The following is a 16774-nucleotide window of genomic DNA, read 5'->3' as shown; positions in this document are numbered from 1 at the left end:
GCCCACCAGCGGATCAATCACTTGACCCGATCGCAATGCTCGATCAGCAATTCCGTGAGGACTCGGATCTTCCGCGCGGGATGCTGGCCCGGCGGTCGGATGACATAGGCACCCGCAAAGCATGGCCGGGATGACGGGTCATGACTGAAACAAGCGCCCCCGATGCCAACAATTCATCAGTGAGGAAGTCGGGGAGGTAGGCAATCCCGAGCCCTGCTGCTGCGGCGGCCACCAGAGCTGTGCCGTTGTCGGCCTTGAAGCGACCCTGTGGACGAACCGTGATGATCTTGTCGCCATCCATGAGCTGCCAAGCTTCGGTGCCCTGCATCAGAGCTTGATGGGCGATGAGTTCCTCGGGTGTCTCAGGCGACCCGTGCTCTTTGACGTAGCCAGGACTCGCAACGAACTTGCCGTAGATCGGTCCGACGCGCTTGGCGATCAAATTTGAGTCTTGAAGATGGCCAATTCGAATCGCGCAGTCATAACCTTCTGCGATGAGATCAACGAATTGGTCGCTGTAGCAGGTGTGGATTTGGAGCTGGGGGTGTCGTCGCGCCATTTCCGCCATCATGGGGGCGAAGTAGTTCGAGCCGAAGGACAGCGGCACAGCAACTCGCAAGCGCCCACGAAGCTCGCCGGCAGGCAGGATCGTCTCTTTGGCCACGTCGATTTCGGTGCAGACCCTCGCAGCATAGTCTCTGAACGTCGCCCCAGCTTCCGTTAGAGCGGCGCCGCGGGTGGTTCGTGCAAGAAGCTGGACACCAAGTTCCGATTCAAGCCGCAAGAGCCGTCGACTGACGATTGACTTGGCAACGCCGAGCCGAAGCGCAGCAGGCGAAACTCCGCCAGCATCGGCAACTTCTACGAATGTCCGTAGCTCTTCGATGTCCACTTTGGCGTACCTCATTTCGCGACACAGCTTGCCACGAAACGGTACTACCGCATCCAACGCGGGAACGGCAATAAGCCCTGCAGGTGACGCCGCGTCTGGCGAGCGTCTCCTCAAAAACCGATGCCGCATTCAATGGCAACAAAGGATGTCATGATGAAACTTCGTAACGGCCTTGCTTCGCTTCTGCGTCCCGAAGACTCAGTGCTCGTTCTGATCGACCACCAGCCCTACCAGCTTGCGAACGTGAACAGCCACGAACCGCAGATGGTGATCAACAACACGGCAGCTCTCGCGAAAGCAGTAAAGGCTTTCGGTGTCCCCACGATCCTAACGAGCGTGATTGCCGAGCGTGGTGGCCTCCTCTTCCCCCAGATCACCGAAGTGTTCCCCGGACAGGAGGTAATCGACCGGACGTTCATCAACACCTGGCAGGACAAGAAGGTAGTGGACGCGGTCAAGGCCACGGGCCGCAAGCAGCTGATCATCGCCGGTCTGTGGACCGAGATATGCGTCGCGATGCCGACGATCCAGGCCCTCGGCGAAGGCTGGGACGTCACTGTGGTTACAGATGCGTCCGGTGCCGTCTCGGTCGAGGCCCACGAGGTCGCCATCCAGCGCATGATTACCGCCGGCGCCAACATGATGACTTGGTTGGCAGTGGCGGCCGAATGGCAACGCGACTGGGCCAGGGCCGACCAAGCCGTCAAGCTGACGGAGGTGATCCTGCAGCATGCCGGCGGGAGCGGCATCGCGTTCCTGTGGGAGCAGCAGTTGCTCAACACACCGGTACCGAAGAGCGCGGGCTGAGCTGAACGGGGTGATGAGGATCCTCGAACCGTTGCTGGGCAACGAACCCTGCCAAACGGAGCCCCGCGGAATCTGGTCCGCATGAACACCTTGATGAGGCACTCGCAAACATCGATCGCTGGAGATCCTGTCTGCACCACGCAAAAAGATGCCGTGCCCGAAGGACACGGCAAGTTTCAGGGAGGTTGAACCGGCAGCCTTCCGGTACATGGGTGAGACCCCGGCCAATCGTCGGCCGGGGCGCGATCTGAGAATCAGCCGCCGCCCGTCGCAGCGGTCACCATTTCAATGCGGCCGTGCGCACGGGATGATCCCAGAGCGCTGTGGTCTCGGTATCGAGGAGGCTCACTGTGAGCGAGCACCCGGCCATGTCCAGCGAGGTGACGAAGCTGCCGACCAAGGAGCGGGCGATGCGCAAGCCGCTCTTTTCCAGCACCCGGCGCGCTGCGTTGTACATCAGATAGAGCTCGATCGTCGGCGTCCCGCCGAAGCCGTTAACGAACAGGAGGGCCTCGGCCCCGTAGTGCGCGTCGAGATCCTGCACGATGGCAGTGGTCAACTCGTCCGCGATCGCGTCGGCACGCTCCAGCTTGACGCGCCGACGTCCCGGTTCGCCGTGAATACCGACCCCCATCTCCATCTCGTCCTCGCCAAGCGAAAAGGTCGGCGTGCCCGCGGCCGGGACCGTGCAACTCGTCAGCGCCACGCCCATCGAGCGGGTCCGCGCATTGACGCGCTCGCCGAGCGCGACGCAGCCTTCGAGGTTGAGGCCCTTCTCGGCGGCGGCGCCGACGATCTTCTCGACGATCAGCGTCCCGGCGACGCCGCGGCGCCCGATGCTGTGGGTGGAGTTCTCGACCGCGACGTCATCATCCGTCACGATGGTGGCGATGCGGCCCTCGGCGATCTCCGCCGCCATCTCGAAATTCATGCGGTCGCCCGCATAGTTCTTCACGATGAAGAGTATGCCGGCATCGCCTGCGACGGCCTGCGCGGCCTCGACGATCTGGTCCGGCGTCGGCGAGGTGAACACCTGGCCCGGACAGGCCGCATCCAGCATGCCGTAGCCGACGAAGCCGGCATGCAGCGGCTCGTGCCCGCTGCCGCCGCCCGACACCAGCGCGACCTTCCGCGCGTTCAGCTCGCGGCGCCGCACGAATTTCCGCTCCGCGCCGAGCGCGACGAGATCGGCATGCGCGGCCGCGAACCCATCGAGGCTTTCTGCGAGCACGCTATCGACCGAATTGATGAATTTTTTCATTGTCTCCTCCCCTCTCCGTCTCTTTGCGTCCCGCGGCTATTTTTCCCGCATGATCGCGACGAGGCGCCGTGCGAACTCCTGGAGCAGCGCGTCCAGCTCGGCATTCCGCTTCGCGCTGCCGAGATCGGGCAGATGCAGCGTCAAGGTCCGCTCATGCGAACCTTCGGTCAGCCGGCCGATCCGGCGCGGATGCGCGCGCGCATAGGCGCGCAGGAAGGCGGCCTTGGCCTGCGGCGGAAAGTGGCAGACGTCGAAGATCGTGTTGAGATGCTGCACGGGGATCGGCACCGGGTAGGCCGGATTGCTGATCTGGCTGACGAAGCTGCGGTTCTTGCCCATGGCGTGCGCGAGGCGAAGCCGCATGCCCGACGGGCGGCTCTCCAGCACCTCCTTGAAGATGCGCTTGTAGACCGCAACCGCGCCGGCTTCGGCTGGTTCGTCGGTTGCCGTATCAGCCAAGGTTGCCTCCGCTGCTCAGGCGGTTGATGGTCTGCTTGATCTGCGCCAGCGCCGACGTGGTCACGGACAACTCGCGCAGGCCGCAGTTCAACAGCGCGGGCAGGCAGCGCGGGTCGCTCGCTATGTCGCCGCACAGGCTGACGCTGATGCCGGCGCGCCGGCCGTGCTCCGCGGTCCGCGCGATCAGTTCGAGCACCGCCGGGTGCAGGGGATCCATCAAGGGGGCAAGAGCTCCATTGGAACGATCGCAGGCCAGGACATATTGCGCGAGATCGTTCGAGCCGATTGAGAAGAAGGCGGCCTTGAAGCTGTTGACCGCCAGAGCCGCCGCCGGGACCTCAACCATGATTCCCAGCTCGGGAAGCATCGCGGCAATGCCCTCGGCCTGCAAGCGCTGCACGGTGTCAGCGAACAGCTTCCGTCCCGCCTCGAGCTCGTCGGCCGACGTGACCATCGGAAACATGACCTTGAGGTTGCCACGCACGGCCGCACGCGCCAGCGCGTGGAGCTGGACGGTGAAAATCGCGGGCCTCGCCAGGCACAGACGCAAGCCGCGAACGCCGAGGAAGGGATTGGCTTCGCCGTCGATCGTAAATCCCGGCACCGGCTTGTCGCCGCCGGCATCGAAGGTCCGAATGGTGACCGGGCGCTGTCCGGCCCAACGCAACACCGCATCATAGGCTGCGAACTGGGCCTCCTCGTCGGGCAGGCCGCCCCGCCCGGTGAGCAGAAACTCGGTGCGCATCAGCCCGATGCCGTCGGCATATTGCGCGTCGGCATGCGCGAGATCGTCGACATGCTGGATATTGATGAGCAGCTTGATCCGCTCGCCACGCCACAACGCAGTCGGCCGTCGCAGGATCGCGCGGGCCGACGCCCTGCTCTTGCGATGGATATCGCGCCGCTTCTCGAACAGGCGGAGCTGCTCGGCATTCGGATCGAGTTCGAGCGTGGCGCCTTCGCCGTCGAGCAGCGCGGTGGCTCCGAGTTCAGGGACGGCGCCGAGTTGCACCACCATGGGAATGCCGCGTGCGCGCGCCAGCATCGCGACATGGCTGGTCGGACTGCCGCGCAGCAGCGCCAGACCGCCGCCGCCGGACCAGTCGATCTCCAGGAATCGCGACGGGGGCAGGTCGTCGGCACAGACCACGGCTCCGCTCGGGATCGCCAGAGCCTGAGCGCCACCGCCCCGCAGGATCGTCATCACACGATCGCGCAGATCGGCCAGATCGGAGGAGCGCGCCTTCAGATATTCGTCCTCGGCGGAATTGTAGTCCGCGATCTGCGTATCGAGCGTCGAACGCCACGCGACGTCGGCAGCGTCCCCCTCGCTGATCGCGGCAAGTATCTCTTCGATGAAATCCTCATCTTCGAGCAACGCGACCTGGAATTCGAGAATCTGCGCTGCCTCACCGCCAGCAATCGCGGCAAGCTCGGCAATCTGCCCGCTCGCCGTGTCGATCGCCTTGCGAAGCGCGAGCGCTTCCTCGACCAGCGAACCCGCAATCCGATCGCCGCTCGTCTCCGCATCAACACGGACGAACGGACCATGGGCAAAGCCGATCGAGGCGGTCCTGCCGCGGTAGGTCAGTGCTGCAGCGCCGCCCTGCATCTTACGACACCTCGTCGGGGAAATCGGTTTCGATCAGCTCGATCAGCGCCGCGACAGCAGCCTCTGCGTCACTGCCTGAGGCCTTGATCTCGATCGTGCTGCCGTGCGCCGCGCGCATCGCCATGATCTTGGCGACGCTCTTGGCATTGATCCACTCGGCGGCGCCTTCGACCCGGACGGAGATCTGGGCCTGAAACTTCTTGGCGAGCTTGGTCAGCTTGACCGCGGGGCGCGCATGCATGCCCACCGCGTGCACCAGCTGCACATTACCGCTGAAGATTTGTCCGTCCGCTTTGTCCAACATCGTCATATTCCATCATCGCTACGCCGACGTCTCAGTCGGCAGAGAGTTCCTCGGCCACGGCTTGCACCTGGGCCAACGTGCTGCCGCCTGCCGACTCGGTCGCGGCCATCACGGCGCCCTCGACGATGGGCGCGTTGCATACGACAACGTGATCCCGCCGCGCAGGCTCCAGCATTTCCACCGCCATCTCACTGTTCGTCTCGGCTCCGCCGAGATCGACCAGGATCGCAACGCCCTTGGCGGACCAGGCATCGTTGATGGCATCGATGATCGAGGGAACGCTGGTGCCGAGCCCGCCGTCGGGATTGCCGCCGCAGAAGGCGACCTTGACCTCGCTGCCGACCATCTGCCGCACCATGTCGGCAGTCCCCTTGGCGATGTCCCTCGAATGCGAGACGATGACAATTCCCACGGTTTCGCTCATTGCTTTCCCTCCAGGCTCGCGCAGATCGCCTGCACGAGAACGCAGCTCGAACGGGCGCCGGGATCGACATGCCCGACGCTGCGCGCGCCGAGGAACGAGGCCCGCCCCTTCGTAGCCTGCATCGGCGCGGTCCGCTCGACCGCTTCGGCTGCTGTGGTTCTGACTCGTTCGATCAGATCCGGCTGGCCGGCGGCAGCCTTGAGCGTCTCCAGCACCGGAACGAGTACGTCGAGCATGGTCTTCTCGCCAGTCTGCGAACGGCCGCGCGCACTGACTGCGTTGACGCCACTGCCGAAGACATCGGCGAGATCCTCGGGGAGATGCCTGTCGTGCGAGAGCGCTTCGCCGGCAGCCAGAAAGAAGCTGCCGTAGAGCGGCCCGGAGGCGCCGCCGACCGTCATCACCAGCGTCTTGCCGATCGTCTTGAACGCTTCGTCCAGCGGCTGCGCCGAGATCGCATCCAGTTTGCCCAGCACGGCCTCAAAGCCGCGCTTCATGTTGAATCCGTGGTCGCCGTCGCCGATCGCCTGATCGAGGCTCGTCAGCTCCGGCGCGCTGGCGATGACCTGCTCGGCGGCCACCTTGACCAGCGACTTGAATGTCTCGGCTTGCATCGACATCGCGAAAAATCCTCTCAATGGGCCGGCGCTGGAACGCGTTGCCCTGCGCGATCGAAGCAGAGCGGATGCATCAGCTGCAATTCGACCTCCTGACCGGCCTGCAGCGGCTGATGCGGATCCGCAAGCGTCACCAGTGTCTCACCCTTATAGTCCAGATGAACATGATTCTGCTCGCCGAGGTGCTCGACCCGGTGCACCCGGCCGACCATCGCCCCGCCATCGCGCGCACCGATCCGCAGGTGCTCGGTGCGGATTCCGACCGTCTCCGTTCCGGGCGGCACTGTGACATCGGGCAGCAGCCGGGCCGGCAGGAAATTGATCTGGGGCGTGCCGAGGCGCGAGGCGACATAGCGCGAGGACGGGTTTTCGTAAATCTCCCGTGGCGTCCCGCACTGAAGCAGCCGGCCATCCTTGATCACGCCGATCCGGGACGCCATGGTCATGGCCTCGACCTGGTCGTGGGTCACGTAGAGAATGGTGGCGCCGAGCACGAGCTGGATCCGCTTGAGCTCGAGACGAAGCTCGGAGCGGAGCTTGGCGTCCAGCGACGACAGCGGCTCGTCCATCAGATAGATCAAGGGATCGCGCACCAGCGCGCGGCCGATCGCGACCCGCTGCATCTCGCCGCCGGACAGGCGGGTCGCACGGTTGTTCAGCTTGCTCGCGATATGCAGCAGCTCCGCCGTCTGCTGGACGCGCTTGCGGATGACGGGCTCGGGCACGCGCCGCGCGGGCGAGCGCAGCGGGAAAGCCAGATTGTCGTAGACCGTCAGGTGCGGATACAACGAATATTGCTGGAAGACGAACGCGATGTCGCGCGAACCGGGCGGGTCACCGGTCACATCGCGCCCGTCGATCATGACTGAGCCGGCGTCCGGCGTCTCCAGCCCGGTGATCAGCCGCAATGTCGTGGTCTTGCCGGCGCCGCTCGGCCCGAGCAGGACCAGGAACTCGCCGTCATCAACCGTCAGCGAGAGCTCACGCACTGCCTCCACCGCGCCGAACCGCTTGGAGATGTTGCGTAGGGCGACGTCAGCCATGGCGCACGCTCCCCTCATTGGCGGTCGGTATCGCAAGGCCTGAGCCGACGTCGAACAGCACGAGCCTCTCCGAACGGAATTCGAGCCCCACCGTCTCGCCGATCCGCACCATGGCGCTGGACGGCAGCCGCGCGGCGACGCGGCCGTGCGCCGTATCGACGGTGACGATCTGCGTGGTGCCGAGATATTCCGCGCCGAACACCTCGCCGCGGACGGTGGCCCCGTCGGTGAAGCGGATATGCTCCGGACGGACCCCGAGCGCCAGCGGCGCGGGCGCGCAATCCCGGCGGATCTCCGGCACCGCGAGGCTCGCGTCATGGAAGACAATGGCCCGATCGCCGGTCCTCAGGCCGCCCTCGAAGCGAAGGAAGTTCATGGACGGCGAGCCGATGAAGTCGGCGACAAACATGCTCGCCGGCCGGTCATAGATTTGCTGGGGCGAGCCGATCTGCTCGACGCGTCCCTTGTTCATGACGGCGATCTGATCGGCCATCGACATCGCCTCGAGCTGGTCATGCGTCACGTAGATCGTGGTGGCGCCGATGCGGTCATGCAGGTCGCGAAGCTCGCTGCACATCAGATGGCGAAACTCCGCATCGAGCGCACCAAGCGGCTCGTCCATCAGAAAGGCCTTCGGCCGCCTCACCATGGCGCGCCCAAGCGCGACGCGCTGGCGGTCGCCGCCTGAAAGCTTCGACGTCTTGCTCGACAGCAGATGCTCGATCCGCAGCAGCCGCGCGGTCTCCTGCACCCGTTCGGATATCTCGCGCTTCGCCATGCCTTGGCACTTCAGGGGAAACGCGATGTTCTCCGCGACGTTCATATGCGGATAGAGCGCGAACAGCTGGAACACGAAAGCGATATCGCGGGCAGCGGCGCGGTGGAACGTCACGTCCTCGCCATCGAGCAAGATCTTGCCCTCGGTGGGCAGCTCGAGGCCCGCAATCATGCGCAGCGTAGTGGTCTTGCCGCAGCCGGAGGGGCCGAGCATCGCAAAGAAAGCGCCGTCATCGATCGTGAAGGTCGAGCCGTGCACGGCGGTGAACTGATCGAACGACTTGCGCAGGTTCTCGACGCGGATCTGTGCCATGTTGACCGCCCTACTCCGGGAAGTGGCTGACGATGACGTAGCCGACCGTGCCGGCGAGGATCGTCACGAAGGAATAGCTGTAGAGGTCCATCGACAGCGGCTGCACCAGCATGATGATGCCGCCCCCGATCAGGGTCATCGTGACCGCCTCCCAGGGTCCGCGACGGAACCAGCGGGACACTCCACTTTTTGCAACCGCAGAATCGCTCATTTGCGCACAGCTCCGAAGGTGATGCCGCGCAGCAGATGCTTGCGGAGCAGCACGGTGAACAGGACGATCGGCACGACGAACAGCGTGGTCGCGGCGGCAACCGCCGGCCAGTCCTGTCCGCCCTCGCCGATGATGAAGGGGATGAAGGGCGGCATGGTCTGCGCCTCGCCGCTCGTCAGGAGAACCGCGAAGGCATATTCATTCCACGAGAAGATCAGGCAGAAGATTGCCGTGGCCGCAATTCCCGTGACCGCCTGCGGCAACACCACCTTGCGCAGCGCCTGCAGCCGCGTGTAGCCGTCGACCAGCGCGGCCTCCTCGTATTCGCGCGGAATCTCGTCGATGAACCCCTTGAGCAGCCACACCGCGAGCGAGACGTTCACGGCGGTGTACAGCAGGATCATGCCGAGTCTGGTATCGGTGAGATTGAGCTGCCGGTACATCAGATAGATCGGGATCGCGACCGCAACCGGCGGCATCATGCGCGTCGAGAGGATGAAGAACAGCAGATCGTCGGCTAGGGGAATGCGGAAGCGCGAGAAGGCGTAGGCCGCAAGCGTGCCGAGGAAGACGGCAAGGAACGTCGAGCCGAAGCCGATGATCAGCGAGTTGACGAAGCGCGGTACGACCTTCGACGGTCCGGCAATCACCATGTCGCGCTGGCGCACCAGCTTGTCGTACCAGGTCTGCGGCGGCGGCAGCTTGGCGATGAAGTCCGGCGTCTGGCGCGTGCGCACCGTGAACAGGTTGACATAGCCCTCCAGCGTCGGCTCGAAGATCACCTTGGGCGGATAGGCGATGGCATCGCTCTGCGACTTGAACGCGGTGGCGACGATCCAGAGCAGCGGCAGGATCGTGATCACGGCGTAGAGGATGACGAGGCCGCTGGCCACGGCCTTCGAGCGGGGCGAGGCCTCGACGATGGAATGCGCGGTGGATGTGGCGACGGTCATCGTTGTTTCACCTTGTTGAGCGCTTTGACGTAGATGTTGGCGGCACCGAACACGGTGACGAACAGGATGATGGCGAGCGCGCTGGAATAGCCGGTGCGCCATTTCTCGAACGCCGCGCGCTTCAACGTGATCGACACCAGCTCGGTCGTCGACCCCGGTCCGCCTGACGTCAGGAGGTTGACCATGTCGAACATCTTGAAGTTCTCGATCGCGCGGAAAAGCACCGCCAGCATCAGGAACGGCACCGTCATTGGCAGCGTGATCGACCAGAACTGCCGCCAGGCCGAGGCGCGATCGACTTCGGCGGCCTCGTAGATGTAGTCGGGAATGGAGCGCAGCCCGGCGAGGCAGATCAGCATGACGTAGGGCGCCCACATCCAGGTGTCGACCAGCACGATGGTCCATGGTGCGAGCGACACCTGACCGGTCATGCTGAACGCGCTCGGCGGCACGCCCGTGAACAGGCTGATCAGAGAGTTGAACGGTCCGATCTGCGGCTGCAGCAGCAGGGTCCAGAAATTGCCGACCACCGCCGGCGACAGCATCATCGGCAACAGGATGATCGTGGTCCAGAAGCTGTGACCGCGGAACTGGCGATTGATCAGGAGCGCCAGGCCAAATCCGATGATCACCTGAAACGTGACCGACCAGATCACGAACTGCGCGGTGGTCTGCAGCCGGAACCAGACGTCCTCGTCGCCGAGGATATCGGTGAAATTGTCCAGGCCGACAAACCGCAGCGGCAGGTAGGACATGCTGAGATTGAGGCTGGTAAAGGACAGTCGGATCATCCACACCAGCGGAAATATGTTGATCGCCAGCAATAGCGCGATCGTCGGCGCGACGAACAGCCAGGCAATGGCCCGGTCCGATAGGCCGCGCACGCGTCGCGTGGTCTGCGACCTCGCGGGCTCGCTCCTACCGGCGACCGTGGCATCATCAGGTTGAGAGATCGTGGTCATCTTGTCCATCGGCTGGCTGGGACGGTTTCCCCGAGACGCGCCCGGGGAAACCAGTTCAGTTGAGCGCTGATCCTGATTTACTGCGAGGCGACCTGCTTGCCCTGCTCCTTGAAGACCTTGGTCCAGTCCTTGACCAGGAGATCGAGCGCCTGCTGCGCCGTGCCCTTGTCGGCCACGACGTAATCATGCACGCGCTTCTGCATGTCGAGTAGCAGCTGTGCGTAGGACGGCTCGGCCCAGAAGTCCTTGACGATGCCCATCGACTCCAGGAATTGCGGGGCGAACGCCGCGCTCTTCGGGAAGTCGGGCGCGTCGACCACCGCCTTCAAGGCCGAGTAGCCGCCAAGCTGCCACCAGCGCTGTTGCACGGCAGGCTGCGCGAACCACTTGATGTAGGCGAGCGCGTCATCCCTGTGCTCGGAGGTCGTGACGACAGAGATGCCCTGCCCGCCGAGCTGGGTGAAGTGCCCGTTCGGACCGGCCGGATTGACAAAGAAGCCGATCTTCTCGCCGCCGACATTTGGGTCCTTGTAGAGGCCGGGGAAGAAGGCGAACCAGTTCATCTGCATCGCGACTTGGCCGGACTTGAAGGCGTCCAGCCCCTCCTGCATGTAGGCGTTGGTCATGCCGGGCGCGGTGCAGCACTTGTAGAGTTCCTTGTAGAACTCGAGCCCCTTGGCCGCGTCGGCCGAGTTGACGACGCCCTGCATCTGGTACGGCTTCTTCGGATTGTCGTAGCTGAAGCCGTAATTGTAGAGGACATTGGTCACGCCCATGGTGATGCCTTCGGAGCCGCGCTCGGTGAAGATGTAGGCGCCGTAGACCTTTTTGCCGTCGATTTCGCGGCCCTGGAAGAACTCCGCGATCTGCTTCAACTCGTCATAGGTCTTCGGCGGCGCCAGGTCGCGGTCGTACTTGGCCTTGAACGCCGACTGGATGTCGGGCCGCGAAAACCAATCCTTGCGATAGGTCCAGCCCACCGCATCGGCCATCGCCGGCAGCGCCCAATAGTTCGTCGAGTTCTTCGGCCACTGCGAATAGCCGACGACCGTCGCCGGGACGAAGTCGTCCATCGAGATCTTCTCCTTGGCGAAGAAGTCGTTGAGCTTGACGTACCATTTGTTCTCGGCGGCGCCGCCGATCCACTGGCTGTCACCGATGATCAGATCGCAGAGCTTGCCGTGGGAATTGAGCTCGTTGAGGAAGCGATCCGCATAGCTCGTCCAAGGGACGAACTCGTATTTCATCTCGATGCCGGATTGCTTGGTGAAGTCCTTGCCGAGCTCGACCAGCGCGTTGGCCGGATCCCATGCCGCCCAGCACAATGTGAGCTGCTTACCCTGGGCTGCGGCTTCGCCGCTACCGAGACCCCCAAGCGCTGCAGCCGCAAGAACCACAGATGCCGCCGTACCGCGTAGCCATCTCATTCTTCGCATGTCCGTCTCCTCTCTATCGTTGAAGCACCTCACTCGCCGGCGTTCAGCCCTGCCGGGACGACGCCAAGACCCTGAAACCGAGTTGATGAGCGATGATGGAGAGCGAGACGGAGCGCTTCCGGAAACGGGTCCGGATGGCTTGGGCTCCTCCCACACATCGGCTCGATGCGCGATGTTTATCTTTTCTATAACACTAAACATACTGCTAAATTTTTGTCACCGTCAATCGGGTTTCTCCCGACCCTAGCGAAATATTTGCGACGCTCGCACGCGCAAGCGGGATCTTCGCAGTGCAGCACGCTACATAGCGATTGTTAGGGAGGACGATTGCCGAACTGGTCCCACGCAAGCAATTCGGCCCATCTGGATAACAGAAGGACCAGACGGTCAGCCGCGGCCGGCATGTTTAGCAACCGATTTTACTGAACGTTCAACAAATGATTGGGAGCGGGAGAAGCCTGCTCGTCGGCCCTTCTGCCGTTGCCGGGGACCGCACCAGTTTCGCACCAGGAACGATCTCGTCACAACGCAACGAACGCGTTCGAACACGAAAACGCAGCACAATCACCGAAGCTGATCGATATCCCGCCGCTCATAACGGTCTGGTTGCAGGTTCGAGTCCTGCCGGGCCCACCAGCGCACTATTTGCGCTTTGAGTTATCAACCTTTTTTCTCCGATTTGTCTCACCGTTCGATGCGGACCCGGAAAGTGAGACACTTTTCCGCTTCCGGTGCGCTCCAGCCCTTCCAAAGCCTCGAAGTACGCCTTCATAAACTCTGCCGTGACGTGGCCAGTTTCGTCCTCGAAGGCCTGATGAATCCGAATTTTCTTATGCCCGGGCTTGCGAACGTAGTAGCGCGGATTGCCGCGCCGGTCGGGATCGAACACGCAATATTTTAGCCGCGTCTTGATCATGCTGTGACACCGTCGAACGGATTCTTAATCGGAAGCTCACCATCGCGGAGCCGAGGCCATGCGTCGAACACTTCCTGGGTATCGTAAAGAACGACGCCATCAATCTTCCTGCCCTTTGGCATGCGACCGTCCGCCTCCCATTCCCTGAACTTCGTCGGGGACACGCCCACAGATGCCGCCGCCTCGTCGCAACGTAGGCGAACCGAGGAATTGAGATATCGCGGCGTGAGATCATGAGAGCCCCTTAGTTCGCCGAAGCCAGTGAGCGCACCTCGGACTCCATTCTCGACCGGACGGAGCGAACCACCTCGGACGATTGCGAACTCAGATTGCGCTTCGCTTCTCGCTCGAGCCACGCCTTCACATCAGAGGGGGGCGAACCAACAAGATCTTGACGATTTCTGACTCGTTCATTGCCTGAGACTCCACGATGGCCTGAAAGTAATATCGCCCTCAAATCAACCTGAGCGAACCTCCATAGGTTTGCGCCTCACAAGCAGAGCTCTCAACCCTTTTGGTACGAGTTACTAACAGTGCCCCGGTATTTCTTAGCGGCCAGATTCGGTACAATCCGAACCATTGACGATGGACGGCAAATAAGAACTAACGAAGCGTCTCGACTCGCTGCCCGCATCGCGAAGCCCCGCCGGCATTTGCGTCGGCAGGCTCGGCGCGATCGGATTAACTTAGCAGCATTTCAAGCGCTCGCGCCGTGGTCTGCCGCAGTTGGTAGTGCCAGCCGTCGCTGCCAATGGCGTCCGTGTCAGGCCATTCCTCGCCCTGGTCCTCGACCTCGTTGACGTAGCGAAGAAGGGCTGCGACGCCGGCAATGGAAGTCGGCATCGTGTTGGCAAGCGCCCATTCCAATTCGTAGCAAGAGTCGCAAAGCTTCTCGACTCGATCCTCGGCGGCGCGCAGGCCGATTTCTTCCTGTTTCGCCGAGATCTCAATCCTGTCGCGATCGAGCTCGGCGTGAAGGCGAGCCTTGATCTTGGGCGAATTTCGGTTGCCGGCGACAAGGCAATCATCGATCTCTTCGTGCGAATATAAATAGTTCGGCCTACCGGGCGCGCACATACCCCATTGGACGCGCCCCACTCGTCGGAATTCGTCCGGGAGGATTTCGTAAAGTTCATCCCGAGGCTTGAGCGCATCTCCGTAGGCTTGTTCCTCGACGCGGTGGCGGGCGATGAGGGCGAAGATAGGATCAGCACTGGGCGACACCGCGGCCATGGGTGCCGCTGCGCACTCCGTGGCTGCAACGGTAGCCAGTGTCAGGGCAGCACCAGTGGCGGCTGCGCCAGCGGCCTGGGATAGAAAGCTGCGCCGCGTCAAAACGGCTGGTGTGCTAGTCTCAGTCTTAGCCTGCTGTGTCATGGGTCGCTCCATGTTGTGGTGGGTCAGAGCCGGGGCGGTGTTGCAAGCGCCGTCTCGGCTCGCTATAAATGTAATGACGTTTACGAGTAAAGGTCAATACATTTATGGGCCGGCCTCCAGGGAAGATCCAAGATCGCCCCTTCCAAATGCGCGCCTCCGAAGACTTCCTTGAGGCCGTCGATAAATGGCGCCAAAAACAGGAAGACAAACCGTCGCGAGCAGAGGCAATTCGGCGCTTGGTCGCGACCGCGCTAAAGGCGAAGGGTGTGAAGTGATAACGGCCTAAAACACATCGGGGCTTGGAATGATCCTCGATATCCTTACGGTTCTGTTTTTAGTTTCAGGGTTTCTTCTTGTTTTGAGAATGTACGTAAAACGGCGTCGAGACGTACTTCGCGGTCCTTACGTGACTAAAGAACGGGACGCGGATTCTGAGTGAAGGGCGCTAAAGGACCTAATCAGCGGCGTCAGCGCGCGGATGAAGGTCGCTCTTCATCTCTCGCATTTTGGTAATTTCCCAAACTGTCCGTATGACCAACTCTTCGTCAAAATCTGAAAGCTGAAGGACGAGCTCTTTCAATCTTTCGATCTTCCTGTCAAAGATCGCGCAATTCTCGCACATGCTCTGCAATACCGGCTAATTATTAATGCGTTGAGGCTAGTGGTCGAACCTAAGCCTGTAAAGGAATAGCGCCCGCCAACGCGTCCGGTGGACCACCCGTAAATTTCCCATTGAAAAACCGGCCAAGCCTGGACTGCCGGCGGGCCCTTGAGCACTGGTCACCGCGTTCATGATCGCCCACGCAATTGCGTGAAGATTGGCACGATCTAGGAGATTCCCTAGCGGTACCGCTCGGCTTGAGCCGTGCTATTTCGGACGTTTTTTATGTCGCCGCTGGGTATGCAGACCTAAGAGAATCATGCATTCATTTGGACTAATTTTTCAATGACCCATTTCAAGCAAAGCGAAGGCCCCACATGGACAGGCCTGCGGTGGTTAAAACCCTGACCGTGACACTCTACGGTGTAGGGTATCACGGGACATACTTCGTCCAGAACTCGATCGTGTATGTTCAATCGAGGTTCGGAAGCAAGGCAACTCAGATGGGAACGTCGCCGCCGGAAATGGTCGCCAAGCTCCTACTTTCAGAGCTTGTGCGAGAAAGGGCACCGGCCAGCGACGGCTAGTGCTTGGAAGGGTGGGCACGCGATGATGGCGGATGAGCTTTCGCTCTCGGTCTTTACAATTGAGGTCGACCGCAAACCAGTCGTCGCCTTCGTTGCTCGCAAATATTCCGAAGCTGAGACGATCTGTGCTGACCGGAGAATCCGTGACAAGCTCAGTTCGGCTCGCTCGGGAGGCAAGCCTCTTTGCGACGAACTCGCAACCCTGCGCGTGCGACTATCCAATTCCGACGAAAAGAAGCGTTACCGAGAGCAGACCGCAGCGCGATCTGCTGATGCTGGCCTACCGGTATATTTGGTTGATTTAGATGGATAGCTAAACTGATGTCCGACCAAAAATCAGGCGCAACTACGACGCTAAAGCAGAAAGGGATTGTCAAACAGCTATTGTGGCGCGCGGCTAGGCGCACACGTCCCAGTCAGGCATTTTCCGTAGTTCCTCACGCCCGTCAAACAGATGCGAACCGCGAGTTTGCGCCAGATCGCGTTTCGGACGCCATTGTCTGGTTTCTTCTCGCACTCCCGATATTCATGATTGCCCATGCAATCTGCGTGAAGATTGGCGCTATTTCCTGAGTGAATCCGATGTAAGGAGCCCACATGGCCAACGTCGCAGACCTGTTCGAGGAGCGCTTCGATTCTGTCGAATCGGGAGATGAGGGTGTCAGCTTGATCTGCGCGGAATGTGGGGCGGCGTTCCGGATCCCATCACCCATGGATGCACTCGATCAAGGCGATCCGGATATGGAAAATGCCGACCAGATCATTGATCTCATCAAGCGCGTCCTCGAGCACCTAGAGAGCATGTTGTTTTTTGCCGGAATCGGGATTCCCTGCGGGGAGGATTTCTGATTCAAGCTCCATGCTGGAAAGCGGAGGCCAGCATGGATGACGCGACCGTTTTCGGAAGACATTCGCGAACGCGCTCTTGCGCGAGCTGACGCGGGCGAGACCGTTCGTTCGATCGCAGAAGCGCTTCAGATCGGCCCTTCCTGTGTGACGAAGTGGAAGAATCTGCGGCGGGAGACCGGAGGCGTTTCGCCCGGCAAGATCGGCGGTCACAAGAAGCCGGTTCTGTCCGGCACCAATGCCGACTGGCTGCGCAAACGCATTCACTCCGGCCCATTCACTTTGCGGAAGCTCCCTCCCGCCCGTCTTGACCAGGAGACCATTTCCAGCACACATAAATCCGTCAGTCGTGTTCGCCTCCGCAAGTGATCACCAT

Annotated in this window: 18 protein-coding genes and 1 pseudogene; 4 read left to right on the top strand and 15 right to left on the bottom strand. The window is 61.8% G+C overall.

Annotation, left to right across the window (positions count from 1 at the left end; all coding sequences use genetic code 11):
- Positions 1 to 17: 17 nt before the first annotated feature.
- Positions 18 to 892: pseudogene (locus LRP30_RS07670) on the bottom strand (LysR family transcriptional regulator).
- A gap of 153 nt (positions 893 to 1045) precedes the next feature.
- Between LRP30_RS07670 and LRP30_RS07665 the strand changes: the two are divergent.
- On the top strand, positions 1046 to 1699 hold the full coding sequence (locus tag LRP30_RS07665) for a hydrolase (RefSeq protein WP_249761721.1): 654 nt from the start codon (positions 1046 to 1048) through the stop codon (positions 1697 to 1699).
- Positions 1700 to 1976: 277 nt separating this feature from the next.
- Here LRP30_RS07665 and dhaK read toward each other — a convergent pair whose 3' ends face one another.
- The 14 genes from dhaK to LRP30_RS07595 form a co-directional block, all read right to left on the bottom strand.
- Entirely contained in the window at positions 1977 to 2960 is a 984-nt protein-coding gene (gene dhaK, locus LRP30_RS07660; RefSeq protein ID WP_249759904.1) for a dihydroxyacetone kinase subunit DhaK, read from the bottom strand.
- A gap of 36 nt (positions 2961 to 2996) precedes the next feature.
- Complete coding sequence (locus LRP30_RS07655; protein WP_106327545.1) at positions 2997 to 3419, bottom strand: hypothetical protein; 423 nt, start codon at positions 3417 to 3419, stop codon at positions 2997 to 2999.
- The gene (gene ptsP / locus LRP30_RS07650; RefSeq protein WP_249759903.1) at positions 3412 to 5031 is read right to left on the bottom strand and encodes a phosphoenolpyruvate--protein phosphotransferase; all 1620 of its coding nucleotides are present in this window, start codon (positions 5029 to 5031) and stop codon (positions 3412 to 3414) included. Before ptsP ends, LRP30_RS07655 begins: the two co-directional genes overlap by 8 nt.
- A 1-nt stretch (position 5032) precedes the next feature.
- On the bottom strand, positions 5033 to 5335 hold the full coding sequence (locus LRP30_RS07645; protein WP_249759902.1) for an HPr family phosphocarrier protein: 303 nt from the start codon (positions 5333 to 5335) through the stop codon (positions 5033 to 5035).
- A 31-nt stretch (positions 5336 to 5366) separates the two neighbouring features.
- Entirely contained in the window at positions 5367 to 5759 is a 393-nt protein-coding gene (gene dhaM, locus LRP30_RS07640; protein WP_249759901.1) for a dihydroxyacetone kinase phosphoryl donor subunit DhaM, read from the bottom strand.
- Complete coding sequence (gene dhaL, locus LRP30_RS07635; protein ID WP_249759900.1) at positions 5756 to 6379, bottom strand: dihydroxyacetone kinase subunit DhaL; 624 nt, start codon at positions 6377 to 6379, stop codon at positions 5756 to 5758. Before dhaL ends, dhaM begins: the two co-directional genes overlap by 4 nt.
- Positions 6380 to 6393: 14 nt before the next feature.
- Positions 6394 to 7419 (bottom strand): ABC transporter ATP-binding protein, encoded by a 1026-nt coding sequence (locus LRP30_RS07630; RefSeq protein ID WP_249759899.1) that lies wholly within the window; start codon positions 7417 to 7419, stop codon positions 6394 to 6396.
- Positions 7412 to 8509: an ABC transporter ATP-binding protein gene (locus LRP30_RS07625; RefSeq protein ID WP_249759898.1), complete on the bottom strand. Its 1098-nt coding sequence runs from the start codon at positions 8507 to 8509 to the stop codon at positions 7412 to 7414. Before LRP30_RS07625 ends, LRP30_RS07630 begins: the two co-directional genes overlap by 8 nt.
- A 10-nt stretch (positions 8510 to 8519) precedes the next feature.
- Complete coding sequence (locus tag LRP30_RS07620) at positions 8520 to 8720, bottom strand: hypothetical protein (protein WP_249759897.1); 201 nt, start codon at positions 8718 to 8720, stop codon at positions 8520 to 8522.
- Complete coding sequence (locus LRP30_RS07615) at positions 8717 to 9673, bottom strand: carbohydrate ABC transporter permease (protein WP_249759896.1); 957 nt, start codon at positions 9671 to 9673, stop codon at positions 8717 to 8719. The genes LRP30_RS07620 and LRP30_RS07615 overlap by 4 nt, the downstream gene beginning before the upstream one ends.
- Entirely contained in the window at positions 9670 to 10644 is a 975-nt protein-coding gene (locus LRP30_RS07610) for a sugar ABC transporter permease (protein ID WP_249759895.1), read from the bottom strand. The genes LRP30_RS07615 and LRP30_RS07610 overlap by 4 nt, the downstream gene beginning before the upstream one ends.
- Before the next feature lie 68 nt (positions 10645 to 10712).
- The gene (locus tag LRP30_RS07605; protein ID WP_249759894.1) at positions 10713 to 12071 is read right to left on the bottom strand and encodes an extracellular solute-binding protein; all 1359 of its coding nucleotides are present in this window, start codon (positions 12069 to 12071) and stop codon (positions 10713 to 10715) included.
- 592 nt (positions 12072 to 12663) lie between these two features.
- Positions 12664 to 12987 carry a hypothetical protein gene (locus tag LRP30_RS07600; RefSeq protein WP_249759893.1) on the bottom strand — a complete coding sequence of 108 codons (324 nt, stop codon included), beginning with the start codon at positions 12985 to 12987 and terminating at the stop codon, positions 12664 to 12666.
- Positions 12988 to 13668: 681 nt separating this feature from the next.
- A complete protein-coding gene (locus LRP30_RS07595; protein ID WP_249759892.1) occupies positions 13669 to 14220 on the bottom strand; it encodes a hypothetical protein in 552 nt (183 codons plus the stop codon).
- Between the two features lie 1354 nt (positions 14221 to 15574).
- Here LRP30_RS07595 and LRP30_RS07590 point away from each other — a divergent pair.
- From LRP30_RS07590 to LRP30_RS07580, 3 genes are all read left to right on the top strand, one after another.
- A complete protein-coding gene (locus LRP30_RS07590; RefSeq protein ID WP_249759891.1) occupies positions 15575 to 15865 on the top strand; it encodes a hypothetical protein in 291 nt (96 codons plus the stop codon).
- A gap of 284 nt (positions 15866 to 16149) precedes the next feature.
- Entirely contained in the window at positions 16150 to 16401 is a 252-nt protein-coding gene (locus LRP30_RS07585) for a hypothetical protein (RefSeq protein WP_249759890.1), read from the top strand.
- Positions 16402 to 16437: 36 nt separating this feature from the next.
- Positions 16438 to 16767 carry a helix-turn-helix domain-containing protein gene (locus tag LRP30_RS07580; protein ID WP_249759889.1) on the top strand — a complete coding sequence of 110 codons (330 nt, stop codon included), beginning with the start codon at positions 16438 to 16440 and terminating at the stop codon, positions 16765 to 16767.
- Positions 16768 to 16774: the final 7 nt, after the last annotated feature.

Origin of the sequence: Bradyrhizobium sp. C-145 (assembly GCF_023375135.1) — a bacterium.
In the GTDB taxonomy this organism is placed as follows: Bacteria; Pseudomonadota; Alphaproteobacteria; order Rhizobiales; family Xanthobacteraceae; genus Bradyrhizobium; species Bradyrhizobium zhanjiangense.
This window is presented reverse-complemented; position numbering and strand designations above follow the sequence as displayed.

Coding starts and splice junctions, on each gene's coding strand:
- LRP30_RS07590 (WP_249759891.1), top strand. CDS start 15,575: ATGATGGCGGATGAGCTTTCGCTCTCGGTCTTTACAATTGAGGTCGAC.
- LRP30_RS07665 (WP_249761721.1), top strand. CDS start 1,046: ATGAAACTTCGTAACGGCCTTGCTTCGCTTCTGCGTCCCGAAGACTCA.
- LRP30_RS07595 (WP_249759892.1), bottom strand. CDS start 14,220: ATGGCCGCGGTGTCGCCCAGTGCTGATCCTATCTTCGCCCTCATCGCC.
- LRP30_RS07605 (WP_249759894.1), bottom strand. CDS start 12,071: ATGCGAAGAATGAGATGGCTACGCGGTACGGCGGCATCTGTGGTTCTT.
- LRP30_RS07585 (WP_249759890.1), top strand. CDS start 16,150: ATGGCCAACGTCGCAGACCTGTTCGAGGAGCGCTTCGATTCTGTCGAA.
- dhaL (WP_249759900.1), bottom strand. CDS start 6,379: ATGTCGATGCAAGCCGAGACATTCAAGTCGCTGGTCAAGGTGGCCGCC.
- LRP30_RS07600 (WP_249759893.1), bottom strand. CDS start 12,987: ATGATCAAGACGCGGCTAAAATATTGCGTGTTCGATCCCGACCGGCGC.
- LRP30_RS07625 (WP_249759898.1), bottom strand. CDS start 8,509: ATGGCACAGATCCGCGTCGAGAACCTGCGCAAGTCGTTCGATCAGTTC.
- LRP30_RS07645 (WP_249759902.1), bottom strand. CDS start 5,335: ATGTTGGACAAAGCGGACGGACAAATCTTCAGCGGTAATGTGCAGCTG.
- ptsP (WP_249759903.1), bottom strand. CDS start 5,031: ATGCAGGGCGGCGCTGCAGCACTGACCTACCGCGGCAGGACCGCCTCG.
- LRP30_RS07630 (WP_249759899.1), bottom strand. CDS start 7,419: ATGGCTGACGTCGCCCTACGCAACATCTCCAAGCGGTTCGGCGCGGTG.
- LRP30_RS07620 (WP_249759897.1), bottom strand. CDS start 8,720: ATGAGCGATTCTGCGGTTGCAAAAAGTGGAGTGTCCCGCTGGTTCCGT.
- LRP30_RS07580 (WP_249759889.1), top strand. CDS start 16,438: ATGACGCGACCGTTTTCGGAAGACATTCGCGAACGCGCTCTTGCGCGA.
- LRP30_RS07615 (WP_249759896.1), bottom strand. CDS start 9,673: ATGACCGTCGCCACATCCACCGCGCATTCCATCGTCGAGGCCTCGCCC.
- LRP30_RS07610 (WP_249759895.1), bottom strand. CDS start 10,644: ATGGACAAGATGACCACGATCTCTCAACCTGATGATGCCACGGTCGCC.
- dhaK (WP_249759904.1), bottom strand. CDS start 2,960: ATGAAAAAATTCATCAATTCGGTCGATAGCGTGCTCGCAGAAAGCCTC.
- dhaM (WP_249759901.1), bottom strand. CDS start 5,759: ATGAGCGAAACCGTGGGAATTGTCATCGTCTCGCATTCGAGGGACATC.